This window comes from Streptomyces sp. NPDC017529, from assembly GCF_044329785.1.
In the GTDB taxonomy this organism is placed as follows: domain Bacteria; phylum Actinomycetota; class Actinomycetes; order Streptomycetales; family Streptomycetaceae; genus Streptomyces.
This window is the reverse complement of sequence record NZ_JBIRJY010000033.1, coordinates 17,257-43,041: the sequence shown is the minus strand read 5'-3', so window position 1 is coordinate 43,041 and position 25,785 is coordinate 17,257. Positions and strand designations below refer to the sequence as shown.

Sequence of the window (25,785 nt, the reverse complement as noted above, 5' to 3'; positions counted from 1 at the left end):
GGCCGCAGTGACGGATACCGGAACCACACGAAGGGACCGGCGTATGCTCATCGCCCTGACCGGCGCCACCGGTTTCCTCGGCTCCCACCTGGTGGCCCGCTTCCTGGCCCGGGGCGCCGACGTCGTCGCGCTCGTCCGTGACGACGGGCCTTCCGGGCGGCACCGCCTGTGGCGCGCCCTCGACGCCACCGGCGCCCCGCTGCCCGCGGACCGGGAGCGCCGCGTCCGGCTGCGCACCGTGGACCTGGCCCGGCCCGGACTGGGCCTGAGCACACCGGACCGCCGGGAACTGGCCGCGACGGTCGACGAATGGTGGCACAGCGCCGCACTGATCGACCTGGCCGCGGACCTCCGGTCGCTCCACCCGGTCAATGTCGACGGCACCCGCCACCTTCTGGACTTCCTGCACCGTTCCGGTGCGCGGGGGCGCGTGGTGCACATCAGCACCGCCTTCGTCGCCGGCGGGCGGCTCGAAGGGCTGGTCAAGGAGACCGACTTCAGCGACCGGCACGGCTTCCTGACACCGTACGAGCAGACCAAGTACCTGGCCGAGGAGTTCGTCCGCGCCTGGGCGCACCGCCACGACCGGCCGGTCACCGTCCTGCGCCCCGCCGTCCTGGTCACCTCCCGCTGCCGCCCTCCCGCCGCTCCCCGCCACCCGCTCTCCGAGATCGGATCGCGCCTGTCCCTGCTGAGCCGCAGCCAGACGTTCTGGCCCACGGTCAGCGCGGCACCGGGCCCCCTCCGCTTCCCCGGCCGCCCGGATGCCACCGTGAACCTGCTGCCGGTCGAGCACGCCGCCGAGGTGATGAGCCGGCTGCTCGGCCGCGCCCCGCTTACGTACACCGACACCTTCCACCTCACCCACCCCCAGGACACTCCCGTGCAGTGGGTCCTGACCGCCGCCCGGCAACTGTGGCCCCGCCTGGACGTACGTCTCGATCCCGCCTGCACACATCTGGGGCCGGCCCAGCGTGCCCTGGCCGACATCACCGGAGGCATCACCGCGTACAGCCGGGTGCACCGCCGCTACGACCGGACCCTGCTGCGCCGGGCCCTCTCACCGGCCGTACCCCCGCCACCCGGCCTGGACATGGCCTACCTGTGCCAGGCCCTTCGTCCGGCGACTGCCGTCCACCCACCGCACCCACCGCACCAGGAGGCACCATGTCAGACCGACCTGCGGCATACCAGCTGATCACCGCCACCCTGTCCAGCACCTTCGACCTGCCGGAAGACGAGCTGCGGCCGGAGGCCACGTTCTACGAACTCGGGCTCGACTCCCTCGCCCTGGCGGAACTCGCGGTCACCGTCGCGGAGGAGACCGGGTGCAGCCTGGACGATCTCACAGCCGACCACACCCTGGCCCAGACGGCCGAGGCGATGGCCGCCCGGCTCACGCCGGACATGGCTCGTAAGCTCCCATGACGCCCGACGACATCGTGATCACCGGGCTGGGCCTGGTCACGCCCGCCGGTGTCGGCACACAGGCGACGTGGGAGCGTCTCCTCGTGGCGGAGTCGACGGCCGCCACCGATCCGCAGCTGGCCGGCCTGCCCGTCGACATCTCCTGCCGGGTGCCCGGCTTCGACGCCGCCGCTCTTCTGGGCCGCCGTCTGGACCTGCGTCTCGACCGGGTGACGAAGCTGGCCCTCGTCGCCGCCCGGGAGGCCGTCACGGACGCGGGCCTGGCGGGCGGCGCCTGGGACCCGGCGCGGGTGGCGGTGGTCATCGGCATCGGATCCTGCAGTTTCGACCGGTACGAGAGCGAGTTCGCCAAACTCGCCGAAGGCCGGCTCGCATACGTCTCACCGCTCCTGATCGTCCGCAGCGTATCGAGCATGACCGCGGGGGAAGTCGCCCTGGACCTGCGGACGCACGGCCCGAGCCTGGCGGTCTCCACGGCGTGCGCGTCGGGAACGACCGCCCTGGGCATCGCGCGCGATCTGCTGCGCGCAGGCAGCTGTGACATCGCCATCGCCGGAGGCGCCGAGGCCAACTGCACGCGCATTCCCGCCGTTTGCTTCTCCCAGATGAGAGCCCTTTCGCGCCGCTGCCACGCCCCCGCGGCCGCATCGCGGCCCTTCGACCGGGACCGGGACGGCTTCGTCCTGGGCGAGGGCGCCGGCCTCATGGTCCTCGAACGCGCGGCCCACGCCCGCGCCAGACGCGCCGCCCCTCGGGCCCGTCTCGCCGGCTACGGAGCTTCCTGCGACGCCCACCACATCGCCATCCCCCACCCCCAGGGCCGGGGCGCCGTCCAGGCCCTGCGCACCGCACTCGACGACGCCGGCCTGTCCCCCCAGGACATCGGCTTCGTCAACGCCCACGGCACCGCCACCCGCGAGAACGACCTGACGGAATCCCGCGCGCTCCACGAGGTCTTCTCCCGCGTGCCTCCCGTCACGTCCCTGAAAGGCACCCTCGGCCACTCCCTGGGAGCGACCGGCGCCATCGAGGCGGCCTGCACCGTCCTCAGCCTGCAACACGGCCTCATCCCGCCCACTGCCAACCTGGAGTGCCCGGACCCGGCCATCGACCTGGACGTCGTCCGCCGCGCACCGCGGAGCCTGCCCCTGTCCGCAGCCGTCAGCAACTCGTTCGGGTTCGGCGGCCACAACGCCGTCGTCGTGCTCACGGACACGGATGCGCCGTCATTCCATGGCCGTGCCGGCACCTCCGTTGCCGTGCGGGAGAGCGGTGAGGGGAACCGGCGTCAGCTTGACGAGCTTGTCCTCCCCGCAGCTGGCGAGCCACTGGCCGTCCGGGCTGAAGGCGATGCCGAAGACCACGTGGTCGTGCTGGACCCGTAGGACCCGGCTCCCGTCGGCCACGCTCCAGATTCCCGCGGTGCGGTCCGCACTCGCGGTGGCGACCCACTTGCCGTCCGGGCTGAAGGTGATGTTCTTGACGGCACCGCCGTGCCGGATCAGCAGCAGTTGGTGACCGGTACGCGTGTTCCACAGGCGGGCCGTGCCGTCCTCGCCGGCGGTCGCCAGGGTGTTGCCGTCGGGAGCGAAGGCCACGGCACGGACCGCGTGAGGGTGCCGCATACGCGTCAGCAGCGCGCCGTTGGTGGACCACACTCGCGCGGAACGGTCGGAGGAGGCGCTGGCCAGGCACCAGCCGTCCGGACTGAAAGCCACGTCACGGACCACCTGGTCGTGGGGAATGCTCAGCAGCGGTTCCCCGCCGGTGACGTCCCACAGGCGTACGGTCCGGTCGGCGGAGGCGGTGGCCAGGTACCGGCCGTCCGGACTGAAGTCGACCCCGAAGACGACGTGGTCGTGACGGACGCACAAGAGCTGCTCACCGTCGGAGGAGGCCCATACGCGCGCGGAGTTGTCGGCACCGCCGGTGGCCAGACGGTACCCGTCGGCACTGAACGCCGTCGCGAACACGGTGGAGACCCAGCCGATCGCTTGTTCCCAGATGCGGTTTCCCGTCTGCGCGTCCCAGACGCGTACCCATTTGCGTGAACCGGTGACCAGCCGCCTGCCGTCGGGGTGGAAGGCCACCGAATGGACCCACTGGCCTGTACGGATCACCCGAGCGGGCGCGGTGGGACGGCCTGTCGCGTGAGGGGAGAAATCGGGTTTGGGCGGCAAGGCCCCGGACACGAAACGAGCCGTACCGGTGGAGGCGTTCTCCTTGCTGCCTGTGCCTGTCGCGCCTGTCGCCTCGGAAGCGGAGAGGACGTCCTCGGTCACAGAGGCGGAAATGTCGAAGAGGTGGGTGTTGCCTCCGCGGAGGTACAGCACGGGAGTCGCCCATTCGAGACTGTCGTCCTTGCCCACCACGAGGGCCACACGCCCGACGCGCACAGCCTCGTCGACCGGCCTGCCGAACGTGAGCGCTTCGTAGAAGGAGGCGGCGAACCGCAGGGCGGCCTTGTCGGTGATGGCGAACTGCATGGCGACAACGGCGGGCACGTTGCGCACCAGGACCGCCGCCGTGCTGGAGAACAGGTCGTCGGAGTTGCCCATGCCGCTTTGGCAGCTGTTGAGCACGATGAGCTGCGGTTTCGGCCGGGCCAGGCTGATCAGGTCGGACAGGGCGGTCGCGTGCAGCAGGTGCTCGTGGCCGTTGCCGTCGGCCAGCGCGATCATGCCTTCCTGGCGCGCCGGATCGTAGGCCCCGTGACCGATGAAATGCAGGACGTGACAGCCTTCCAGGAGCCGTCGGGAGAGGTCTTCGGCGGTCTGCCCGTCCACCCAGTCCAGTCGGACCAGCCCTTTGCGTATCAGCGGGCGCAGCGCGATCTCCAGCCCCGCCCGTTCACTGTCCGCGTCCAGTGCCGCGCGGTTTCCCGGAAGAGAAATCACGCCGAGGACGTGCAACGGCGGATCGACGGGCAACGCCACCACGGGTTCCGGCATGTCGACGTAGCGGACGACCGGTTCGCGCATACAGAGGTAGCCGCCCAGTTCGGCGTTGTTGAGCAGTTCCCACGGCAGGACGGCGAGTTCGGGGGCGCGGATGCGCAGCACCAGCCGGTGCATCTCGTCGTTCTCCACGGCGCGTTGCCGGCTCGACAGGTACAGGCCGCGGATCTGGCCAGGGAAGATGGTTTCGAACAAGTGGGCGCCCACGTCCCGTACCGGGCGCTCCAGGCCCAGCGCGACCGCACGGGGCGTCGCCGACGAAGCGAGCACCACGGCCTGCAGCTCCTCAAGGCGGGAGCTGATCGCCTGGGCGTCGAGGTCCACCGGCACACTGCCCTCGCCGGCGCGGGAGGACACGTCCACCCTGTAGCGCCCGGCTTGGCCACTGATCTCCAGGACGAAGTCGCTGGTGTCTCGCATGCCGGCGCTACCCGCGCCCTGTCGCGGCGTCCGGGCTGCCGCCCACCGCCTGCCAGGTGAGGGTCACTTGGAGGTGGGTGGCGGCTCCTGCCGTCACGACCGCTCCCGCTTTGGCGGTCAGCGCGACACCGAATTCCACGGTCGCGCTGTCCGGCCGCGCACGCAGTCCGTTCAGCTGGGCGACGACCGTATCGGCGACGGTGCGGATCGCGTCCAGAGAGGCTTCGAAGGTCTGCTGGGCCCGCTCGGCCGCCGCTTGTACGGACATGCCGCGCGTCACCACGTCCCCGTAGGGCGTATCGACGCACTCGACCGCCACGCTGCCACCCGGCTCCAGCGGTATTTCCAGCACTTTCACGAGCTCATACCCCTTTACACCGCGGAACCGGAGACCGGTCCGGCCTGCGCCCACCACTGCCTGAGCGCTCCGTAGTCCGCCTCGGGAGAATAGGTCAGCGAGACGATGGCCAGCTCGTCGTACGTCCACATGATGTTCGCGTAACCGTCACTGTCCAGGAAGCACGACATGGACCCGGCGGTCTCGCCGCCGTCCGTGAATTCGCTCTGCCCATTGAGGTCGGACGAACTCGCACACGACTTTCCGGTGAACTCGTAACCCTTGAGGGCTTTCGCGTACTCACTCTGCATGCTGCCGGAATCGGAGAATTGCCAGTAGTCGGTATTGAACCCGTCGTTGCCTGAGCACCGCAGGCCGGCGGTCGCCGCGTCGGGCAGGTCCGAGGCGTCGATGGCAAGGCACCCTCCGCGCACCGCCGCGGGAACGTGCGTCAGCAACTCGTTGGCCGCCGCCTCCGAGCCCCGTGTCGGCGTGGGCGCGTCGGTGGACGGCGGGGTGGTGTCCGGTGACGGAGTGGTCGGAGCGGCTGACGACGGGGAGCCGGCCGAAGGTGACGGCTGCGGCTGCGGCTGCGCGACAGGCGTTTTGGACTCCGTGGCCAAGAGGATGACGCTGGTGATGACGAGGCCGATGCCGAGCACAACGGTCGCGGCCCGTATCGCCGGGCTGATTCTCGGAAAGGAGATCTCCCGGACGGAGAATCCGCTCCCCAGGAGGGCGGCCAATATCATCAGGCCACCTAAAGCGAAAATGACAACTTTGATGGACATCGGCATGTCGTCCCCCGAAAGCTGAGCCGATGAAGTATCGCCCAACCCTAGCGATTCCGCACGACGCGCGGGAGTTTCCCGGAAGGCGTATTTCCACGTACGTAAGCGCACCCTCTTCGATTACCGCTTGTCATGTCACGCGTGATGCTCCGCTTGAGGCGCGCGAGGTGTTGTGGCGGACGGCTCGGCGGGTGGCGTGGGGGACCGAGGGCGGAGCGCGGGCAGGCAGGCCGCGGCGAGGCCGCCCAACATGAGCAGGCTGCCGAGGACGGCGGTCGCGGTGAGGTGCTCGTGCAGGATGAAGACACCGAGGAAGGATGCCGCGAGGGGTTCGGCGAGGCAGAGCGTGCCCACGGCCGCCGAACTGGTGGAGGCGATGCCGGTGGAGAACAGCCAGTACGGCAGGGCAGTGGCGGCCAGACCCAACCAGGAGACGAGGCCCAACGCGGCAGGATCTCCGAGAGCGCGGGCGTCGGTGACCATCCACGGCACCAGCGGTACGGCACCGAGCAGCAGGGACAGGGCAGACACCGTCGGCAGGTGCGCATGCGGGTGGTCGGTGGCCAACTTCTTCGCGAACACGGTGTACAGACCGAAGCAGACACCCGAGGCCGTACCCGCCAGCAGTCCGAGGGCGTCGGCCCCGGTCCCGGTGGGCGCCATCAGCAGGGCGCAGCCGGTCACGGCGGCGGCAGTGGAGACCAGCCAGGTCCGGGTGAGCCGTTCCCCGCCCAAGGCGCGGGCGATGAGTCCGGTGGCGACGGGCGCGGTCCCCAAAGCGACGGTGGTGGCCAATGCCGCGCCGGTGCGCGCGGTGGAACAGAGGAAGGCCGCCTGGTAAGTCCCCGTGGCGGCGGCGCAGATGAGGAGGGGGCGGGCCAGTCCCCGCCGCAACGCCGGGACCAGGGCAGGCAGATGACGGCGGGCGAGAATGCCCAGCACCACACCGCCGACGAGCAGCCGCCAGCCACCGAGAGCGGCCGGGGCCAAGGGGGTGCCGGCCAGGGCCTGTGCCGGGCCGACGGTGCCCCACAGCAGCATGGCGCCCAGAATCAGTCCAGAACCGCCGCAGAAACCGTGTTTTTGATGCCTCATGGCGCCATAGGCTAGGCATTGATGTGCCACGTAATGCAGTTCAGCGCACTTCATGCACCACGGAGGCAAAAGCATGGAACTTGATGCGATAGACAGGGCTCTCTTGCGGGAGTTGCAGAACGATGCACGGCAGACGAACCGGGACCTGGCCGCGAAGACGGGCGTCTCGCCGTCGACGTCGCTGGAGCGGGTGCGGCTGCTACGGGAGCGGGGCCTGATCACCGGCTATCACGCCGCGCTGGACCTGGAGGCCGTCGGGCGGCCCGTGCAGGCGCTCATCTCGGTACGGATCCGTCCCCCCGCCCGGCCCGTCATCGAGGGCTTCAGGGAATGGGCGCAGCGACTGCCGGAGGTGATCGCCATGTTTGTCACCTCCGGCTCCTACGACTTTCTCCTGCACATCGCGGTACCGGACGTGAACGGCGTGTACGCCTTCGTCATCGACCGGCTCACCGAACGGCGGGAGGTGGCCGACGTACAGACGACCATGGCGTACGAACACGTCCAGCCACGCGTCATCGAACCGGCCACCGCCACCGAACCGATCCGGCGCAGCCGCCGGCACCGGTAACAGTGTGGGAGGTCGCAGAGTCGACGATCCCGCCTTCAAGCACCGAAGGCCGCGGGCGATACGCCGACGTCGTTGTGCGCCGTGTCACCGACCACATGCTCATGGTCGACTGGGCCGCAGCCGCCATGACGACTGCGACGATGGTGTAGGGGGAGACGTCGATCAGGCCCGGGCCATCCAAGCAGTGCACCCACTGCCTCGCAGCTGCTCAGTTCCGTACCGGCTCGGAGGTGGCTTCCGGTCGGCCGGTGCCGTATGCCGCGGCCATCGGGGAACTGCCGGTGATGACGAAGTCGCGGATGCCCGCGAGGTAGGTGTCACGGTCGATCAGTCCGTCGCAGTCGGCGTCGAGGGCGTCGAAAGCCGTACCGGCGTCGGCTTCTCCGTTGCCCGCCGCTGTGCGCATCCGGGTGAACTCGTCGCGGTCAAGGCACCCGTCGGCGTCGGTGTCGGCGATGTCGAACAGAGAACCCAGCGCGCGCCGGCAGAAGCGTTCGAACGATTCATGTCCGACCCATGTGCGGTATTCCTCGAAGGTCACGCGGCCATCGTGGTCGGCGTCCATGTCTGCGAAAACCGCATCGTGGGCAGCCCGAGCACTGGCGACCACCGGTTGATCAGCGGCACGCCCCATGGCCAAGGCCACGCGGTCGACCCGTTCGAGGTATTCCGCGTAGGTAATGACGCCATCACCGTCCACGTCCAGCATCGCGAAGATGCGGTGCTGTGGTGAGTCGGACCCTGGGGTGGGCATGTGTTTCCTCCCGGCGGCTTCCGTTGCTTCGCAACCGTCAAGATACCCATCCAAAGGGAAACCAGCGCATAATCGACTGAAACCGGGCAAGCGTGTCCAGTTGCCCGCCCCAGCCACCATGCTGTGCCTACGGGCCGTCCCGACAGGTGATCGCCGCGTTCGGATTCTGAGAGATCCCCCGTCACGATGGCTCGCCGCACGCGGCCCGCGACATCGCCCCGCACGGCCTCCTCGTACAGTGCCTCCTTCGAGCCGAAGGCCGCGTAGAAGCTGGCCGAGGGGATACCCGTCGCGCGGGCGCGTTCTCCGGCCTGCTGTGAGAAATGATCGCCAGCTATGCGCGTGCCATCGTGCCGAGCCCGGTAGCAGGCAAAGGGTCGCCGTCGCGATGGTCGGCGCCCCGCCGGCCCTCTCGGTGGGCACACCGCTGGGCAGTTACGCCGGAACCCTGCTGGGCCGGCACCTGATCTTCGCTACGTTGTCGGTGCTCTCGCTCGCACTGATCGCCCGGGTCATCGTCTACGTCGGCGTACCGGGCCGTGCTGGTCGCGGCGCACAGGCGCACGAATCCTGACGTTGCGGCAGTTCGCCCCGCTGTTCAGCGTCTCCCAGTCGGCAACGGGCCGCATCATCGACCGCCTCGGGCCGACGCTCGCGCTCCAGCCCCGCGACGGTTTGCCCAGGGCACCGTACTCATCGTGCACGACAAGCCCCGCCAACAGGTCCGCGCCCACGCCGGGCACGCCTTCGCCCGCATGAAGACCTGCAAGATCCTCCACGACTGCCACCGTGTCGGAGTACTCACCGTCTCGTAGTTCGACGGTTGCACTGGCGAGCAGCCTCAGGGTCGTGCGCCTCAAGGATGCAGTACACAGTAATGATGACAAGGTGGCCTTCGAGGCTGAGGAGGCTACAACTTGCCGACGGAATATGGCCGAATCGCGACACTGATTCATCTTTGCTGGTCACGGAACGATATACCAGACACGCGTGCGACGGCTCGACGATTTTTTGCCCCAAAGGGGCTTTTAGCTAAGCCTAAACGTGGGATGCTCTTAACGAAGGCGTCCGCCCGGGCGCCTTCGCGACTGGGGGTTGCAATGGCCTGGACAGATATATCCGCAGGCACGTTACTCGCTCGCCAAGTCACAGCCTCACTCGCGGGCCTGCTTGCCGAGCGCAACATGAGCCGCAGGGACCTCGCCAAGTGCATGGGGGTGTCCCCAGGGAGGGTCAGCCAGATCTTGTCGGGAGACGAAAATCTGACGCTGCACTCCCTAGCGAACATCGCCGAGGCGCTGAGCGCCCGCGTCGAGGTCCAGTTCTACGATCCGCCGCGAGCAGCCCAGTCGGGTTCCGCCGAGCAGCACGCCCCGGAGGGCCCGGTCCGGCCGTACGTTCCCGCTCCTCGCTAGCGTCTGCGAAAGCGGGGGCGAACACGGGGCATCGCAGAGGAAGACCGACGGCTGCGCGCCGAATCGAGGCCGTGGCGCACGCCATGGTGAGACTGCTTTCCCTTGAGGGCTTCGATCTTCCGATCGGCTGCACGATTGCCGAATTTGTATGCGATCCCGAGAAGGAAGCAGCAATGCTGCTCGGCACGGGCCCGGGCGTTGCGGACCTTCCTCTCCGCCGAGATGGCGTCCCCGCTTGCGGGCGAATTGAGTTTCTGCGCGTTGCGTTCCTGCGTGGCCCACGCTCGTACGGCGGTCTGAGCCTGCTGGTGTGTAGCGGTGATCGACCGCTTCATCGCGCTGGTGCGCTGTTTGGTCCTCCCGGGAATCTCGGTCCGCTGCAACAGATAGCTCTTGACGTCGTCGATGAAGCCTTCGAGTTCGAAGCTCTCGCAGAACCCTTCGGCCAGACGCAGGCTCCAGTCGGCCTCATCACTCTTCACCTGCTCGGCCAGGCGCTCCAGCAGCACCGAGTTGTACAAGGTGAGAACCTTCAGGACGATGTCGGAGGGTTGCTTGGCCTGTCCGGTGCGGAAGACGACCGCTATGCCGGCGGCCGCTCCGACGATCGCAGGAGGCACGTTCGAGGCGTACGGAACGAGCAGGGTGCTGGCCAGCCCGGCCACGGATGCCGTCCAGACGACGAAGATGACGAAGCGACCCCGTGACGCCGCCGTCGCCAGTATTCGGCCCTCCCCACGGAAGCGGATCAGCAACGCCACCCACGTCACGACCGCGCAGGCAGCTACCGGAAGCCACCACTCTGTACCTGTCACATCTTCCCCCCATGGTGAACCCGCCGCCGCCCAGCAGCGGGCATGCAACAGAACCGGCAGTCACAGCCAGCCTGTATCGGCCCGCTCCGCAATGTTAGAAAGATGCTCCCATTGGGATAGGTAGCGCGTGTACCTGTCTGTCGTACGCCGGGAGCCGACGGGCCTTATCGCGCCATTTCCGTGTCGCGCCGAATGGACCGCTAAAGATCAGCGGTGGTCTGCGGAACCGGGATTCGTACTGCTGTGACCATCGGTAATCGGCTCACCGTGTTTTCCGCTTCGGCCCGTGCGGAACCGTTTATTCGTGACGAGTTTATGCAATTCGCCCTGCTGGCCCGCGCATTGACGCTACTCGCGCGCGGCGGCCCCAGTGCGGTCCGTAAGGTGCGTCCCGCCGACGGCAGAACACATGTCGGCGGTTCCCCCTTTCCCTGCGCGATGTTGGCCCACTTGAGCATTCGCACGTCCGTACCGTGAGAGAACTGTCGTTCGATGCGCCCAACCGGCAAACTCGATGTGCCGACGGCACCGGCTCTGCGCGGCCTTCTCCGAGGAAACGATGCAGCACCTGCGGTCCACCTCATTGCCGACCTGGCTGGCGTGACCTTCATCGGCAACAGCGCCCTCACCAAACTCGAAACCGCCCCATCCCGCAGCGAAGCCGCCGGTGGCAGGCTGCGCCTGGCCTATCACCAGCACACCACTGGCCGGCTTCTGCGCCTGACCAGTCTGGTCCGGCGTTTCCCCGCTCTGCCACTCGGGTTAGCGCTTCCTTAGAGACAGCGTCGGTTAAGACGTTGTCCTATGTGGTGAGGCGGTCTCTGCGGCGAACGTCCACAACAGCGAAGGACTGGAGCCGATGGGTGATGGCTCTGAGGCAAACACATCCCTCATGGAAGACATCCACGTCGCCGAATCCGTTCGGGTCGGCTTCGAGGCCCTCAGTCCGGTGGCGGTTCTGAGGGCGGCTCAGAGGTGTCGGGGAGGGTGAGGTGCTCGTGGACGATGCCGTGGGCGAGGGCGGTCAGGTCGATGTCCTGGGTGTAGGCGTGGGCACGCAGCAGGGCCAGGGCTTGACCGGTGGTGAGGGTGTGGCGGTAGCTGATCATGCCGATGGCCTGGTGGACGACGGCTTCGGTGGGCAGGAGCCAGGCGTGGGCGAGGTCGTCCTCGGTGGGCTCGGGAGCCGTCAGGAGCAAGAGGTCGGCGGCGTCCGTGTGGTCCTGGGCGGTGCGCAGGTCCGCCTCGCAGATCGGGCCGGGCCGGTCGCGGTAGAGCGTAAGGATGAGTCCGGCCTGCTGTGCAGGGTCGGTGCCGTTGAGGACGGGCAGGGCGAAGACCGCGCGGATACCGTGGGTCTTGGCCTGCTGGGCATAGACGGGCCAGTTCCGTGTGGTACCGGGATCATCGAGGGTATCGGCGCATACCTGCGTACGCTGGCGCAGGGCCTGCACGCAGGGGCCTTCTCCGAGGTTGATCTGCAAGGATTCGCCCCTGGCGGCCAGCGGGCCGGCGGCGCACAGTGAGACCCGTTGGGCCAGGGCGGCGTCCGCCGCCAGGGTGAGCCCCACCGAATACTCGCCGCGCAGCGCCATCCGGCATGCTTCGCCGATGTGCCGGGCCGGGTGGGCCTGGCCCACGAAGCGGGAGGCGAGGGCGACGGCTGCCGGCCGCGGGGCCGTCACCGGAAGCTCGGTGCTGAAAGGGGCAGGTTCGCGGCCCTGCGGTGCGTGGGCATCGGGGTGTTCCGATCTCCGGCATTCACCGCCGACGCTGCCCCGATCGGAAGCCAATGTCAGCCTGGGTGGACGAGGTCGTCACCTGCGGGCAGCCGTATCTTCACCCTACGCCTCGCTGCGGCGCTCCACAGGGCCCGCGCGCATCCGGCAGCAGTTTCTTCGCCCGGCCGGGCTCCGCGTACAGGTTCCGATCCGCTCTCTTCCCAGCCTCTGCCGCGTGGCGCACACGGGCCGCCGCAGCTCCCTAGACTGAGACCGTCGGGAGTCCGTTCCCGTACCGCAGGGGCCGCTCTTTCGAGCAGGAGGGTGGCTGTGCCGGGAGGTGTGGAGCGTGAGTGCTGACCATGATCTGGCCGCTGTGCTGGAGGACCTGCACCCCTCCTCCACCGATGCGGGCCTGGTCGGCGCCGATCCGGTCCGGTGCGCTCAAGCTCTGGAGGTGGACGGCATCGCCGCCTCGGTGACGACGGAGAGCGGCCTGAGCGAGGTGGTGTGGTACTCCGACGGTGCGAGCGCGCGGCTGGAAGACTTGCAGTTCACGCTGGGCCAAGGACCGGGGCCGCAGGTGAGTGCCTGCTGTTCGCCGGTGCTGGTGCCGGATCTGGCGCAGGTGCCGGCCGGCCGGTGGCCCGCGCTGCTGCCCGAGATCGCGACGCTGGGCATCGGGGCGGTCTTCTGCTTCCCACTGTCCGTCGGTTCCGCCTGTCTGGGCACCCTGACCCTGCAGCGCGCAGCTCCCGGCCCGCTGCCTGACGCCACGATGACCGACGCGTGGCTGGTGGCCGACGCGCTGACCGCCGTGCTGCTGGAGGGCGGCCCGCAGCAGGACGCGTTCGCCGCCGGGGAAGGAAAATCGGAGTTCTACCGGGCCGCCGTCCACCAGGCCAGTGGCATGGTCAGCGTGCAGGCCGGGGTCTCGCTGGCCCAGGCCCTGCTGCGGCTGCGGGCCCACGCCTTCCGCCACGGACGCTCGGTGACAAAGGTTGCCGAGGACGTGGTGGCCCGGCGGCTGAGCTTCCGAGATGATGAGAACGGGCCGGACACTGCCGCCGGCGAAGGGATTGACGGGCCATGACACGTGAGGAACTACTGCTGGCGGCCATGGTCGATGCCGTGGACACGCTGGTCGACGACTTCGACCTGATCGACTTCCTGCACCAGTTGTGCGACCGCTGCAACGAGTTGCTGGACGTGACGGCCGTGGGTGTCATGATCACCGACCCCGAGGGCAGGCTCCAGTTGATCGCCGCCTCCGACGAGCACACCCGCCTGCTGGAACTCTTCGCCCTGCAGACCGACCAGGGCCCCTGTGTGGAGTGCCACCGCAGCGGCACCGCACGCCTCAACATCAGTCTCGTCTCTCCCGTGCAGACTGCCGCGTTCCCGATGTTCGCCGAGCGTGCCCGCCGGACCGGCTTCGCCACCACCCACGCCCTGCCCATGCGGCTGCGTCAGCAGGTCGTGGGCGCCCTGAACCTCTTCGACACCCGTGAGCAGAGTCTCAGCGCAGCCGACGCCCGGGTCGGGCAGGCGCTGGCAGATGTGGCGACCATCGCCATCCTGCAGCAGCGCACCATCATGTTCGGCAACGTCGAGCGGGCCCAGCTGCGGTCCGCCCTGTCCAGCCGCATCGTCATCGAGCAGGCCAAGGGCATCCTCGCCGAACGCTGGAACACCACCCTGGACAACGCCTTTGGCACCCTGCGCCGCTACGCCCGCACCCACCAACTGCCCCTTACCGGGCTGTGCCGGCAGCTCATCGACGGCACACTCGACACCGACGCCATCCCACGCCCCTGACCAGGCAACGCCGACCGCACGCCCCGGCCCGTATCCGTACGGCCGGTCCCCGCCCCAGACCCCGGCGGAAGGACGTGTCCCTCCCGCCACCTGCCCGGCACGTACCCCGCTCAAGGGACACCTCGTGGATCACGACCACCACGCCGCGGCGTGGCAGCGCATCAGTACCGCCGTGTTCACCGACGGCTTCACGCTCACCACCGCCTGCCGGGCCTGCGCCGGCGACCTGGACGCCGACTTCGCCGGCGCCACCCTGGTCGTCGCCGGGGAACTGCGGCTGCTGGCCGCGGCCACCGACGAACGCGCCAGGGCGGTCGAAGACGCCCAGCTGGTCACCGGGGAAGGCCCGTGCACCGACGCCTACACCCACCGCGAACCCACCGAAGCAGCCGACCTGCACCACACGGCCGCCCGCTGGCCCGCCTACACCCCCATCGCCTGCGAACACGGCGCTCGCAGTGTCCTGGCCCTGCCCCTGACCATCGGCAGTCTCCCCGTCGGTGCCATGGACCTCTACCGCCAAGAGCCCGTCCCCTTCACCCCGGAACAGAAGACCCGGGCCGCCGCTTACGCCCGCATCCTCGCCTTGCTCGCCCTGGACGAACATCCCCACCTCCTTAACGCCCAGCCCCGCCCAGCCCAGCGCGGCCCCCAGGGCTACCCGCCCACCGTTCACATGGCCGCCGGCGTCCTCGCCGCCAAATATGACCTCACCCCTGACGACGCCCTCGCCCGCCTGCGCGCCCACTCCTTCCGCCACAACCAACCCCTCCTCCACACCGCCCAACACGTCCTCGACCACCACCGCCTCCACTAGAACACCGACGCGCCCGGTCCCAAGCCAAGCCGTGACCGACTCGGGCCGCCCGGTCTGATGTGGCCCGGGCCAATGCCCGGCATCCAGTCAGGACGGGGCGGAAGCCCCGTCAGTGTCCGGGGATGAGGGGGGGGAGGGTGGTGGTGCCGTCGACGATGTCGCGGGCGAGGTCGACCAGGCGCAGGTGGTGGTGGCGGGCGTGGGCGCGCATGTGGTGGAAGGCGGTGTCGGGGTCGCTTTCGTGGCGGGCGGCCAGGAAGCCTTTGGCCTGTTCAATGATGGTGCGGGTGTCCAGGGCTTTTTCGAGCTGGGCACGGACGGTGCGGTGCTGGTCGAGGGTGGTCTGCTGGAGCAGGGAGATGGCGGTGGCGTCCGCCAGGGCCCGGGCCAGGTGCCGGTCGGCTTCCAGCAGGCAACCGGGGATGCGGCGGAAGAGGTTGAGCACGCCGATGGTGTCGCCGCGCAGCCGGATCGGGGTGGCGTGGACAGAGGTGTAACCGGCGCTGTGGGCGCGGGTGCTGAAGCGCGGCCAGCGCGGTGACGGTGCCGCGTTGAGGGTGTGGTCGACGGGGACGGCTTGGTCGAAGGCGGTGCAGCAGGGGCCTTCGCTGGCGTCGAGTTCGAAGAGTTCGACCACGCGGACGCGCTCGGAGGAGGCCGCGACCAGGCGCAGCGGCCCGCCGGGCAGGGCGAGCATCACGCCGGCGTCACCGATGTCGAGCAGATCCATGCAGTGTTCGGCGACGCGGTAGAGGAACTCCGCAGGATCGAAGTCGTCGACCAGGGTGTCGGCCAGGTCGATCAGCGCGGCGGTGATCCGCGCCTCACGCGGCAGCCGGGGCGACCCGTTCGACGAGGGCACATCCGGCGAGGGAAAAGACGAGCTGGGCATGGCGGCCTCCGGTCGGGACGACGCCAGCAACCGGGGCCGGAAGCACGCTACGGGGTCCGGGTGGAATACCAGCCGAACCACGGACTGGCCTACCGTCACGCTACTCTCCGGCAGCAGCGCGAACCAGCCACACGACGTCTTTCACCCCACGCCTTCCGCAGGTGACTGGAGTTCGATCGGCAACAGCGCTCGGAGGGACGCGGCGACTTTCCCTCCTCCCCCGCTCCCAGCGGACCAGACGTCCTGTCGGCGGGGGCACGGGGCGATGCCGTGATGACCAGGAGACCCGTTGCCGTTGACGCGGATGACGACCGCATGGCGGGCTGCCGCGCCATGAGTGCCCAAGTGAACGACCGATTCGGCATGAGTCGTGGTCGGCCCGTGCCGTGGTCGGCCCGTACGGTTGGGGCCGACGCCGACCGCACCTCCGTCGAGGCGGGCGGATCCCATGCACCCCTTCCCCTGGCGCTTCCGGCACGTCGCCAGCTCCCTGGCTCACCGTCACCATCGAGGCGTAACGAGCGCTCCTGACAGCGGGTGAGCTGCCACAGGACCTGGCCCGGCAGGTCGTCCTCGCACTCCAGCGGCTGGAGCGGCGTACGGGACGCCGCCTCGGCCAGGCGGGACGATCCGCTGCTGCTGTCCGTACGCTCGGGAGGCCGCTACTCCATGCCGGGGATGATGGACACGATCCTCAACGTAGGGCTGAACGACACGACCATGCACGGCCGGAAGGCCACCGGCGCCGGCTTCCGTCCAGGACCCCGACGAGCAGCTACAACAGTCCGTGCTCGCCGAGCACGTTCCCGAGGATCTAGATACCGCCGTGAACGTCCATTCCAGGTGGGCCGGGTCATGCTTTAAACGATCACAGGTGAGGAGTCACCCGAAGACCGAACCAACCAGTTGGTCTTCCGCAAACCCCTGAACTGGCCTGCACCGGCACCGTAGTTGACCCTACCGATGGCCCTGCCGGAACCACCCTGGGGCTCGGATACTGGGGGCATGGAATTCGTCGTTTTCATGACCTTGCCCGGACTGGTCATCTTGCTGACTGTCGTGGCCTTCGCAGATCAGCTGCTTCTCCGTGCCGGGCGGGCCGGACTGCTGCCGTGGCGCAACAGCGTCCGGCAGGGGCAGATATCCGCGACCGGGTTCGAGCAGCTGCATGCGAGCTTCTCGCCCGGTAAGCAGAACGAACTCAAGGAACGGCAATCAGCCCTGCTGATGCGGGACGACGAAGAGGACGGGGCACCGCCGAACCGGACAGCGGTGGACCTGGAGCGAGGGAGGGCAATCATCCGTATGCCGGGGGCCGGGGGCAGATGAGGGGCTGCGCGGTGCGGCCGACTGCTTCCCGGGTGATATCGGAATAGAAGCGAAAGAGGACGACGGGGCGGGTTTCGCCGTGGTCGCGTTCGTGCAGCGCTGCCCAGCACCGGGCGATGAGATCACGGGCCTGTGTACCGGGCCAGGGCTGGGGCAGGAGCTGGGGCGGCAGCAGCGGATCGGGTTCCATGGCGCGGGTGAGTTCGGCGGCCAGCTCGACCGCGATGGTCAGGAGCGCGGACGGCAAGAGGCCGGGGCCGTCGGTGAGCCGGGTGAGGCGGGGCCGGCGAGGCGGCTGAGGCGGTGGTAGCGGTCGGCGATCTCCGCCAGGGGCCACAGGCGCCGGGCGAGTTCGGCAGGGTCCCCGGTGTCGCCTCTGCGCAGGTCTGTCGTGGTGAGGAGGGCGAGCGCGCCGTGGGCATCGAGGCGGTGGGCGGCGTTCTCGACGTACGGTTCCCAAGCGTTGGCGCAGACGTACAGTCCGCCTTGGAGCGGGGCGCCGCCGAGGTGGAGGAGGGTCTCGCGCAGGGTGTCGCGGGCCGTGCGTGCCGATTCGGGCACGGCGAAGGCTGCCAGGTGCCAGACGCCGTCCCAGGGGGCGAGTCCGGCGTCCTGACGGAATGCGTGCCGCAGGAAGTCCGCGTTGGGGGCCAGAGCGTGTCTGGTGTCCTCGGTGGCATGCAGCAGTGCTCTGCGGCCGCGGCCTTCGTGGGTGAACCGGCCCTCGGCGACGAGGCGCTTGACGCACAGCCGTACCTGCTGGTCGCTCATGCCGAGGGCGGCGGCCACGGTACAGAGCTCGTCCGCCTCGACCGTGCCGTCATCGCGGATCAGGGCGTGGACGAGCATACGGTGGGAATGGCGAGCATACGGGTGGGAATGGCGCGGCAGCCGGCCACCCGCTGGGGGAAGACGCCCCGCCCTGCACGCCGCCCTCGTCTCACCCCGCCTGCAGCCTCCCCTGCTGGAGGCGCCTCAAGAAAACCCGACCATGATCGCGTTACGAGCTCCGAGGGGATTTGTGCGGCGGGGGCTATGCCTTGAGGTGGCCGCTCATCCACTCCAAGGCGGCGAGTATCTCACGGCGCCAGGTGTTGAAGCTGTGGCCGCCGCTGTCGAGGATGATCGACGCTATGTGGCCAGGGGACTTGGTCTGCTGGATGAACTTCAGCGTGTCCGGGTAATTCGGCTCGCCCTGTTTGCTGGAGGTGACCAGGAGGTTCACCGGTGCCGCGGGCAGGTTTTTCTGCCGCCACAGCAGGTCGTTCTCCCGCTCCAGCTGCTTGTCGCCACCGAACAGCTCGCCGGTCTTGGCGTCGCGGGGGGCCTTGTAATCGGCGGAGAGGGCCGCGCCGGTGGAGAACGTCTTCGGGTGGCGCATGGGCATCTTCAGTGCGCAGTAGCCGCCCGTGGAGTCCCCTATGACGCCCCAATTCCTGGCGTCGGTGCCCACCCGGTAGTGGCTGGCTATGTCGTGGCGTACGTCCTGGGTGAAGAACGTCTCGGTCTGCGGGCCGTTCGGGACGTCCACGCACTCCGTGTCCCGCCCCGGCACGACGGCCGGGCTCATCATCACCAGTATGGTCGGCTGCGCCTTGTTCTTACGGACCAGGTCGTGCTGGCTCTGCGGGAAGTGCAACTTCTTGTAGAGGTTCTGTGCGATGCCCGGGTAGCCGGTCAGCACCACGGACGCCGGGAAGCGCTTCTTCGCGTACTCCGGCTGGAAGTACTCCGGCGGCAGATACACGAACGCCTGGCTGTTGATCTTGGATTTCTCGCCCTTGAGCACGACCTTCTCGATCCGGCCGGCGGTCTGGGGATTGGAACCGCCGGGCAGTCCCGAGCGCTCGATGCCGAGCAGCTTCACCTTGGCGCCGTTCGGGCCGGTGCTCACGGAATCCTGCTTTTCGCCGAGCAGTTCCCCCCAGGAGCCGAAGAAAAGGTGCGCATTGTTCGCGAGAAGGCCGACCAACGCGAAGATCGACAGCTGGGTCGCCAGCAGCAAGCCGGCGCGGCCGAGGACCGCACGCCAGTTGCGCTTGGACAGGCGAGGCCATAGCCAGATGGTGAGGGCGAAGAGTGCTACCGCGAAAAGGACGGCCAGGAGCAGCACTGTTTTGCTGGTGAGACCCATGTGGCGCTTTCTTACGGGCGGCCGGTCAGCCAGGCCGCAGGTGCTGCCCCGGGCCCTGATACACCGTCGTACAGGGCGCAACAGTCCAAAGGTCGCGACGCACACTCGCGCACTCTCTCGACCGGGGCGACGGGCAAGTAATGTCTGCCAAGCTAGATGGCGAAAAGTCCGGGACGGTTGCGTGGCATCCGCCACGCCGGCAACGCGGCCCCGCCCGGAAATAGTGCCGCCTTGGGTGGCACAGCTGGCTGCATGCGCCGGCGGAAGCCCTGCCGGGCACCATAAGCACCCTGGCCGCGGTCCCCTCCATAGTCGTCGGCATCCCGCCCTGGTGCTCGCCCACGGGATCAAACGGAGTAAGCGCCGCGCCTGGGGGCGGACGTCTCGCTGCTCCCGGGCGTATTACGGACCGGCGCCCAGTCCCACTCTCCACACCTTGATACGGGGACCTTGGAGAGCGAGGTCAGAAGAGTCGTGCCCGTACCCGGATCACCCGGCAGGTTCCTGTGACGCAGGTGTCAGCTGCCGGGTGAGGGGTATCGGTCGACGGTCTGCTTACGTCACGGACTTCTCGACCCGGAAGTAGGTGGCCGGGGTGAAGAGACTCACCCAAGCGAAGACCGGCAAGACCAGCGCAACCAGCGCGGTTGCCGAGCGACGCAGCACCGCCAAGGTGAGTAGCACCGGGGCGCCCATCCCCAGCCACGGCAGGAAGGTATCCAGCACACTGCCCAGGTTTCCCACGGTGTTCGGAACCCGGGCATACATAGACAGGAGTAGGCCGAGCAGTACGGCGAGCACCGCGAGCACGATGCCGCGACGCCACATCCCTTCGGGGCGCCACCAGTTCCGCAAGCGTTCGGCCCGAGAAGCGGACCTTTCAAGGTTGGGCTCCTGTCCCGGCTCCGTCATTTATGCCTGCGCCATTTAGCCGTCCTCACTACCTCTCTGGGACTTGGGGCAATCGCGCGACATGTAGCTCATTTGGCGTGACAAGCCGGACGTCGAGGGTGTCGCCTCCCGTGTCCGGATCGTCGTCGCCGATGCCACGTCGTGGTCTGTCCGTCCTCCTCCTGGAAAGACTGGCATGGCAACCAGAGCCGGCTGTTCGACGACGCAACAGAACCGCATATGGGGTACGCGCCGTTGTTCGCCCATTGGCTGGAGTCGCGACGTCAGGACTGGCGGCGTGCAAGCCTTTCGCGCGCCGGACGGCCTCGGGGGTGTGCGTGCTGCGCAAACGGCCCGTGGGCGGCCATTTCGGCCACCCACGGTAAGTACGTGACGTGCCGTCAGCGTACGCGCACGGTCGCGACCTCCGAAGTCGTCACCGGAGCGGGGTGCTTGACGTGCGGGCTTTCCGCCCCGTACAGGACGCCCCGGAATTGAACGGTTCCGTGTCGCAGCGCCTTGACGTTGGCGTCGGCCTTGACCCCGACCTCCCAGCTGGCGTGGTTGATCACCTTGCCGCACTTCACGGTGTGCCAGGGGCCGCTCGGGGTCAGGCGCTGCTGGATGCAGGCCCTCTGGTACTGGTACTTCTCGACCTCAACGCCATCGCCATAGTGTCCTGCTGCGTTGACGTGGATGGTTTGCCCGACGCGTACCGAGTGCGGCGCTGCGCTGACCCAGATGCCGCCCTTGGCGAAGGCCGGACCTGCAGCGGCCAGGCCGGCCGACGCGATACCCGCCACCGCGACTATCCGCGCAGCGCGCCTCATTCTCTGTCGCATAACGTCTCCTATCCATCAGTTGCGGCCTTTACTCGGCCGCAGTTAGTGGTTAAGACGCAAAATCCCTCATGTCGGTGCACTCGATTATCAAAATCAATGACACAAGATTCTGCGTTGGCTCGCGCCTTCGGCGCGCCGTTGGCCAGTCGGGAGCTCACGCGATCCGAATCCGGCCTCCAGGCGCTTGGATTACCTCTGGACGGCGAGAGTCGTGAAGCCCACTGGAATTCCGTCGGAGCCCTGTGACCGTGTCAGGACGGCGCCGGCCCGGCGGCCCCTGGCACCTTCCAGTGGGGGCTGTAGAGTGCGCCGAATAGGCCAGGAAGCCCGCCGGTGTGCAAGAAGACTGTTGTCATTTCCGAAGTGATGCGTCCCTCGTGCACGGCTGCGATGAGTCCGGCCATGGCCTTACCTGTGTAGGTGGGATCAAGGATGAGCCCGGTGTGCCGAGCGGTGTATCTGATGGCTTCCAGGCATGCATCAGTGGGAATGCCGTAGCCCTCGCCGAGTTGACTGTCGTCAAGCTGTACGCGGCCCCGTGGGGCGGGCGTACCAGCCGTCTGCGCGGTCGCGTCGGCGAGGTCACGAACGCGGCCCGCGAGGTCCGGGAAGGGAGTGACGCGGATTCCCAGGACGTGGTCGTGAGAGCCCAGGCCGGCGGCGAGGCCGGCTTGAGTGCCGCCGGAGCCGGTGGCGGTGACGACGAGTTGAACGTCGGGGAGTTGTTGCCGCATTTCGCGGGCGGCATGCAGGTAGCCCTGGCAGCCCAGCGGGGAACTGCCGCCGAAGGGTATGGGGTAGGCGGGCTTGCCTTCCGCGGTGAGTCGCGCGGCGGCTGCGCGAACTGCCTGTTCGGCAGCGTCCAGAGACAAGGGGCGGCCGGTCCACTCGACCGTGGCCCCCAACAGGTCGTCCAGGATGAGGTTGCCGCTGGGGCGAGCGGGCGGTTCGCCGGCGAGTATCAAGTGGCAGTCGAGGCCCAGGCGAGCCGCCGCCGCTGCGACGGAGCGGGCCAGATTGCTCTGCGGACCCCCCGTAGCCACGAGCGTCCGCCAGCCTTGAGAGGCCACACGGGCGCACAGATGCTCCAGCTTGCGTGCCTTGTTGCCGCCGCCGGACAGGCCCGTGAGGTCATCTCGCTTGACCCACAAAGAACCACGGCGTAGGCCGAGCCGCTCGCCGAGTCCGTCCAGTGGTTCCACAGGGGTGGCGAACGGCACGAAGCCGGTGCGCGCTACGGGCATGGGGCCTCCAGGAGGTGGAGTGCCGACGGGGTCGGCAGGTCTTTCGCGTCCGAGGCGGTTCGGACTATGTCGAGATAAAGCCGATGCCATACGAGCATTGCGGTGGCCTTGCAGATCCTCCTTCTTGTTACTCGGGAACTCGGCTCCGAGCAGTGACGGTATCTCTTTTGTTTTCGGCAGCTCAGGCCCCGGAAGACTTTGACTGCGTTGTAAGCGTTTGTTCAAGTGTCGGCATGGACGAGTACTCCTTCGCGACGATGCGGGACAACGGCGGCGACAGACCGCCGTCCCGGTGATGGGGCTGCCGGCCTGCGGCGGATGCCGGCGCCATACCAACCGGTGACGGTAGTACGGAGGTGAAACAAGGGCTGACGCTAGGCCGTTTCTGATGACTCTTGGTTGGCCGCAAAGAGACCGCAAAGAGATCAGACGGCATTACGCGAGAGCCTCTTGAGGCAATACCTGCCTCACCGCCAGCACTCGTGTCAGCCAGGACACAGCTTCAAGAGCAGAGCCGGACCGTTCTCACCTGCCAACAGCAGCGGCAGATCCGCCGGTAGGGCGCCTGCCAGCACGATGATGGCAGAGGCAGAAACGGGGGCCGATGCGCGGGACGTCCCCCTCTCCTGGTGCCAAACGTCGTCCTCCGCTTGCGCACATGCCGGTTGACTCGCTTGAAGGCAGTCGCTTCCGCAACACCTGATTCCGCCCTTGTGAGACGCGGGAGAAGGGCCGGGAGTCTGCCCAGGTGTGTGAGCACAACAAGCCCTGTATCAGCCGGACATGGGTGCCCCGGCCAACAGTCGTAGAGCGTAGCGAACGCTTATAAGAGCCACTATTAGATTCAGCCCGGAGGCCTTCCCCCTCGGCAAGGCGCGCAGGCACCGGATTCGGGCACCGGATTACAGCGCGCTGCCTGCCTGCCACTCCGTTCAGGACATGTTCCAGCCGTTAAGAGCTCGCGACTCGATCGTGGTCGGGTACTCCATATCCGCACCGGCCGCTTACGCGGCTTCGCGTCCGGCCGGCCCGGCGCAGCGAACCGGATGCCCCAGGGAGCGTGCAGCCGGGCGATGAGCCCCCTGCCGCGATGGACATCGTGCACAGAGCGCAGGTCACCGGCCTGAGCTGATCACATTGCGTGGTCGCCGTCGCGCAACGTCTTCTTATGGGCTCTCGTTACACGACCGCCGGAGTGTCGCAATACAGGACAGACAGCATTACGTTGACGTGGGCCGCATGCCCTGGGTGCTTCTCCTGCGTAGCGCGACCGTCCGCACCGATGGGAAATGATGTTGTTTTCTCTCCGCCTTCCGCCTGCCTCCGGGCCCGTTCGGGCGGCGCTGTCAGGGCTCGTGGTCGCAACCGCGGCAGTCGCGGTGTCCGCCCCGCTGCTGAGCGGGTGCGCAGGGACCGGGGAGCCTCGGTCCGCCGGACACGCGGCGGTCGCCTTGCCCCCGGCGCAGTTGTGGCCCGAGCGGCCGCCTGCGCCGCGGCCCGCGCCTGAGAGAGGGCTGGGCCCCATGACGGCCAGGCCGCTGAAGACGGTGCCCCGGGTGCCGTCCGGTGATATCCACAGGCTGTCTCCACTCGATGTCATCAAGGCCCAGATCGCCGAGGACGGCAGCGACGACGGCGGCGTGCTCTTCCGTGACATGGGCAGAAAGATCAGCCAATGCGCCGGCGACGAGATCGGCCGGGATACGAAGCGGTGCCCGCTACGAAGACCCCTGTACCGGGATCTGAACGGTGACGAGAAGGACGAACTGCTCGTCGGCATCGAGGACTCGAACTTCTTGATCGTGCGCGCCTTCACGATCAAGGACGAGGTAGTGACCCAGATCATGGACGCCTTCGCGCAGCCGTTGTCGGTGGAGCTGACGGGCCGGGATGTCATCGTGCGGGAGCCCACCACGACAGCCGGGTATGACCTGCGCACGGTCTACTCCTGGGACCGCCGGCGGCAGGCGATGGAGAGACGGAACATGGAGTTCGTCCCGCAGCCCTCCGGCACTCCTTCGTCCAGTGGCGCCTCGCCCTCCGCCGCTCCGAGGAAGGGCCCGCCTGACGAGGACCCGGCTGCGCGGCACCTGTGATCGTGACCTGGCAGGTGCCTCCCCTGGCGCAGCAGTTCCCGAAGCCCCCGGCCAGCCGGCCGACGTGCGGCAGCGCGATCCGCTCGACCAGCTCGGCCCGGTAGCGGGCCGGCTCCTTCCGGGAACGATGATGAGCAGGTGGCTGTCAGCTCACGTGCTCAGGCGTTCAATTCCGCGGCCGCCCGGTACGAGGCGAGCTGCCCTTCGTATCCGCCGGCGCTTCTCGACGCCGTTGCAGAGTTCCTGCAGCGCCTTGGACGGAGAAACTGATTCCACGTACGTGCCTACCCGGCGACGATCGCCCTCCCGGACCTACGTACATGTGGCTGAACAAGGCTGCCTGGCACCAGGCAATTCCCGGGCACGTCTCCGTTCGTGCCCGTCTGGATCCCGGAGATGATGCGGCGGCAGCACGGTGAGCAGCAAGGCCGATGCCGCTACTCGTGCCCTTGTCCTGCCGGAGGCCGGTCGACACCGTCCGCCAGACACCGGCAGGCCCCGCCAGACACCGGCAGGCCCCGCCAGTCCCCCACGAAGGGTCTGGCGGCTTGCCCCGTCACGGCCGCCGTACGTCTTCCCTGCCGGCCGGCCTGCGCAACGCATTTTCGATCACCACCAGTGACCAACCTGGTCACGTACAGCGATACCCCGAGGTCGAAGGAGGTGGGGCTGGACCCACCCACCCGTACGCCCAGGCCCATACCGCGCCGGCCGCGCGCTCCGTAACGTCTACACCACAACAACACGGAGGAAGAAAGTCATGGCAAACACCAAAGAGGCCCCGGTCGAGGAAGCGCAGCTCAACGCCCCGCAGGCCCAGCAAGCCTTCGAGACTGTGAAGAAGTGCGTCGTGCTCTACGGCGTCATCAGCGCCATCGTCCTCGGCACCGTTGCCGTGATGGCGTTCAGCGGCCAGTCGGTGACCACATTCATGTGGGTCCGGTCGGCTCTCCTGCTGGCGGTCTCCGTGCTGATCCACCGGATCGCCGTCAGCGCTTCGCGGGGCTCGCGGCGGGGGTACGAGCGCCTGAGCACCCTCACCATCATCCTGCCGATCGCGATCATCGCCGTCGACCTGATCCCCGGCCTCTGCCCGGCGTGGTACGCCGTGATGCAGGGCGTGTCCGCTCTGGCCCTCGTCGGTGCCGCGTTCGTCACCAGGGGCGCCGGACTGCGCACCGTGTTCGCCAAGGTTTCCTGAGGGGCCGCGCCCCTCTCAAGTCGGCGGTTCGCGGCGCTTGCAGGGTCCGACGGCCCGGAAACAGGCCGTCTTGACCACGCAGGCAGAGCGTCCTCCGATTCGCGGCCGATACGGCCGGGCGCCCGCCATTTGGGGGGTGCAGGCCGGCTGGCCGCCGGATGGGCCCCGGGGAACACCGAGACGATTTGGGCCGGTGATCCCGCCCGTACCACCCGGG

Annotated in this window: 25 protein-coding genes and 2 pseudogenes; 13 read left to right on the top strand and 14 right to left on the bottom strand. The window is 68.3% G+C overall.

All coding sequences use genetic code 11. The features are described from left to right. Positions 1-43 precede the first annotated feature (43 nt). Genes ACH4K4_RS37150 through ACH4K4_RS37140 form a run of 3 tightly spaced genes read left to right on the top strand, consistent with a single transcriptional unit; the run spans position 44 to position 2,813 of the window. Positions 44-1,198, top strand: a complete 1,155-nt coding sequence (locus ACH4K4_RS37150; protein WP_398174251.1) for an SDR family oxidoreductase — start codon at positions 44-46, stop codon at positions 1,196-1,198. Next, positions 1,168-1,428: an acyl carrier protein gene (locus ACH4K4_RS37145; RefSeq protein ID WP_398174248.1), complete on the top strand. Its 261-nt coding sequence runs from the start codon at positions 1,168-1,170 to the stop codon at positions 1,426-1,428. The genes ACH4K4_RS37150 and ACH4K4_RS37145 overlap by 31 nt, the downstream gene beginning before the upstream one ends. Next, on the top strand, positions 1,425-2,813 hold the full coding sequence (locus tag ACH4K4_RS37140; protein WP_398174245.1) for a beta-ketoacyl-[acyl-carrier-protein] synthase family protein: 1,389 nt from the start codon (positions 1,425-1,427) through the stop codon (positions 2,811-2,813). The genes ACH4K4_RS37145 and ACH4K4_RS37140 overlap by 4 nt, the downstream gene beginning before the upstream one ends. On the opposite strand, the pseudogene ACH4K4_RS37135 reads toward ACH4K4_RS37140, so the two are convergent. The 4 genes and pseudogenes from ACH4K4_RS37135 to ACH4K4_RS37120 form a co-directional block, all read right to left on the bottom strand. After that, positions 2,760-4,805 (bottom strand): annotated as a pseudogene (locus tag ACH4K4_RS37135) (CHAT domain-containing protein); the annotation flags it as partial. The gene ACH4K4_RS37140 and the pseudogene ACH4K4_RS37135 sit on opposite strands and share 54 nt — an antisense overlap. Before the next feature lie 7 nt (positions 4,806-4,812). Further along, positions 4,813-5,163: a CU044_2847 family protein gene (locus tag ACH4K4_RS37130; RefSeq protein WP_398174242.1), complete on the bottom strand. Its 351-nt coding sequence runs from the start codon at positions 5,161-5,163 to the stop codon at positions 4,813-4,815. Positions 5,164-5,177: 14 nt separating this feature from the next. After that, complete coding sequence (locus ACH4K4_RS37125) at positions 5,178-5,939, bottom strand: hypothetical protein (protein WP_398174239.1); 762 nt, start codon at positions 5,937-5,939, stop codon at positions 5,178-5,180. Positions 5,940-6,068: 129 nt separating this feature from the next. Beyond that, positions 6,069-7,028 carry a DMT family transporter gene (locus ACH4K4_RS37120; RefSeq protein WP_398174236.1) on the bottom strand — a complete coding sequence of 320 codons (960 nt, stop codon included), beginning with the start codon at positions 7,026-7,028 and terminating at the stop codon, positions 6,069-6,071. Between the two features lie 73 nt (positions 7,029-7,101). Here ACH4K4_RS37120 and ACH4K4_RS37115 point away from each other — a divergent pair, with 73 nt between their 5' ends. Beyond that, positions 7,102-7,599, top strand: a complete 498-nt coding sequence (locus ACH4K4_RS37115) for an Lrp/AsnC family transcriptional regulator (RefSeq protein ID WP_398174233.1) — start codon at positions 7,102-7,104, stop codon at positions 7,597-7,599. A gap of 208 nt (positions 7,600-7,807) precedes the next feature. Here ACH4K4_RS37115 and ACH4K4_RS37110 read toward each other — a convergent pair whose 3' ends face one another. Next, positions 7,808-8,353 (bottom strand): EF-hand domain-containing protein, encoded by a 546-nt coding sequence (locus tag ACH4K4_RS37110; RefSeq protein WP_398174230.1) that lies wholly within the window; start codon positions 8,351-8,353, stop codon positions 7,808-7,810. Positions 8,354-8,886: 533 nt separating this feature from the next. Between ACH4K4_RS37110 and ACH4K4_RS37105 the strand changes: the two are divergent. After that, a pseudogene (locus tag ACH4K4_RS37105) lies at positions 8,887-9,054 on the top strand (transposase family protein); the annotation flags it as partial. Between the two features lie 348 nt (positions 9,055-9,402). Then, positions 9,403-9,768, top strand: a complete 366-nt coding sequence (locus ACH4K4_RS37100; RefSeq protein WP_398174227.1) for a helix-turn-helix domain-containing protein — start codon at positions 9,403-9,405, stop codon at positions 9,766-9,768. On the opposite strand, the gene ACH4K4_RS37095 is transcribed toward ACH4K4_RS37100, so the two are convergent. Beyond that, positions 9,765-10,529 (bottom strand): hypothetical protein, encoded by a 765-nt coding sequence (locus tag ACH4K4_RS37095; protein ID WP_398174224.1) that lies wholly within the window; start codon positions 10,527-10,529, stop codon positions 9,765-9,767. The genes ACH4K4_RS37100 and ACH4K4_RS37095 overlap by 4 nt on opposite strands. Positions 10,530-11,075: 546 nt before the next feature. Between ACH4K4_RS37095 and ACH4K4_RS37090 the strand changes: the two genes are divergently transcribed. Continuing rightward, positions 11,076-11,360: an STAS domain-containing protein gene (locus ACH4K4_RS37090; protein WP_398174220.1), complete on the top strand. Its 285-nt coding sequence runs from the start codon at positions 11,076-11,078 to the stop codon at positions 11,358-11,360. 164 nt (positions 11,361-11,524) lie between these two features. On the opposite strand, the gene ACH4K4_RS37085 is transcribed toward ACH4K4_RS37090, so the two are convergent. Continuing rightward, positions 11,525-12,268: an ANTAR domain-containing protein gene (locus tag ACH4K4_RS37085; RefSeq protein WP_398174217.1), complete on the bottom strand. Its 744-nt coding sequence runs from the start codon at positions 12,266-12,268 to the stop codon at positions 11,525-11,527. A gap of 385 nt (positions 12,269-12,653) precedes the next feature. Here ACH4K4_RS37085 and ACH4K4_RS37080 point away from each other — a divergent pair, with 385 nt between their 5' ends. From ACH4K4_RS37080 to ACH4K4_RS37070, 3 genes are all read left to right on the top strand, one after another. Further along, on the top strand, positions 12,654-13,397 hold the full coding sequence (locus tag ACH4K4_RS37080; protein WP_398174214.1) for an ANTAR domain-containing protein: 744 nt from the start codon (positions 12,654-12,656) through the stop codon (positions 13,395-13,397). Next, entirely contained in the window at positions 13,394-14,122 is a 729-nt protein-coding gene (locus tag ACH4K4_RS37075) for a GAF and ANTAR domain-containing protein (protein WP_398174211.1), read from the top strand. The genes ACH4K4_RS37080 and ACH4K4_RS37075 overlap by 4 nt, the downstream gene beginning before the upstream one ends. A gap of 124 nt (positions 14,123-14,246) precedes the next feature. Continuing rightward, positions 14,247-14,939: a GAF and ANTAR domain-containing protein gene (locus ACH4K4_RS37070; protein ID WP_398174208.1), complete on the top strand. Its 693-nt coding sequence runs from the start codon at positions 14,247-14,249 to the stop codon at positions 14,937-14,939. A 109-nt stretch (positions 14,940-15,048) separates the two neighbouring features. Here the strand turns inward: ACH4K4_RS37070 and ACH4K4_RS37065 are convergent, their stop codons facing one another. After that, entirely contained in the window at positions 15,049-15,831 is a 783-nt protein-coding gene (locus ACH4K4_RS37065) for a GAF and ANTAR domain-containing protein (RefSeq protein WP_398174205.1), read from the bottom strand. A 1,005-nt stretch (positions 15,832-16,836) separates the two neighbouring features. Here ACH4K4_RS37065 and ACH4K4_RS37060 point away from each other — a divergent pair. Next, entirely contained in the window at positions 16,837-17,160 is a 324-nt protein-coding gene (locus tag ACH4K4_RS37060) for a DUF6191 domain-containing protein (protein WP_398174202.1), read from the top strand. On the opposite strand, the gene ACH4K4_RS37055 is transcribed toward ACH4K4_RS37060, so the two are convergent. The 6 genes from ACH4K4_RS37055 to ACH4K4_RS37030 form a co-directional block, all read right to left on the bottom strand. Further along, a complete protein-coding gene (locus ACH4K4_RS37055; RefSeq protein ID WP_398174199.1) occupies positions 17,129-17,407 on the bottom strand; it encodes a PaaX family transcriptional regulator C-terminal domain-containing protein in 279 nt (92 codons plus the stop codon). The genes ACH4K4_RS37060 and ACH4K4_RS37055 overlap by 32 nt on opposite strands. After that, entirely contained in the window at positions 17,389-18,009 is a 621-nt protein-coding gene (locus ACH4K4_RS37050) for a hypothetical protein (protein WP_398174196.1), read from the bottom strand. The genes ACH4K4_RS37055 and ACH4K4_RS37050 overlap by 19 nt, the downstream gene beginning before the upstream one ends. Before the next feature lie 184 nt (positions 18,010-18,193). Beyond that, positions 18,194-19,294 (bottom strand): alpha/beta hydrolase, encoded by a 1,101-nt coding sequence (locus ACH4K4_RS37045; protein WP_398174193.1) that lies wholly within the window; start codon positions 19,292-19,294, stop codon positions 18,194-18,196. Positions 19,295-19,849: 555 nt separating this feature from the next. Next, positions 19,850-20,095 (bottom strand): hypothetical protein, encoded by a 246-nt coding sequence (locus tag ACH4K4_RS37040; RefSeq protein ID WP_398174190.1) that lies wholly within the window; start codon positions 20,093-20,095, stop codon positions 19,850-19,852. A gap of 491 nt (positions 20,096-20,586) precedes the next feature. Further along, positions 20,587-20,988 carry a hypothetical protein gene (locus ACH4K4_RS37035; protein WP_398174187.1) on the bottom strand — a complete coding sequence of 134 codons (402 nt, stop codon included), beginning with the start codon at positions 20,986-20,988 and terminating at the stop codon, positions 20,587-20,589. A 290-nt stretch (positions 20,989-21,278) separates the two neighbouring features. Then, positions 21,279-22,271 carry a D-cysteine desulfhydrase family protein gene (locus ACH4K4_RS37030; RefSeq protein WP_398174184.1) on the bottom strand — a complete coding sequence of 331 codons (993 nt, stop codon included), beginning with the start codon at positions 22,269-22,271 and terminating at the stop codon, positions 21,279-21,281. A 1,523-nt stretch (positions 22,272-23,794) separates the two neighbouring features. Here ACH4K4_RS37030 and ACH4K4_RS37025 point away from each other — a divergent pair. Together ACH4K4_RS37025 and ACH4K4_RS37020 are read left to right on the top strand one after the other, a co-directional pair. Then, positions 23,795-24,367 carry a hypothetical protein gene (locus tag ACH4K4_RS37025; RefSeq protein WP_398174181.1) on the top strand — a complete coding sequence of 191 codons (573 nt, stop codon included), beginning with the start codon at positions 23,795-23,797 and terminating at the stop codon, positions 24,365-24,367. Between the two features lie 760 nt (positions 24,368-25,127). Next, positions 25,128-25,568 (top strand): hypothetical protein, encoded by a 441-nt coding sequence (locus ACH4K4_RS37020; protein ID WP_398174178.1) that lies wholly within the window; start codon positions 25,128-25,130, stop codon positions 25,566-25,568. Positions 25,569-25,785: the final 217 nt, after the last annotated feature.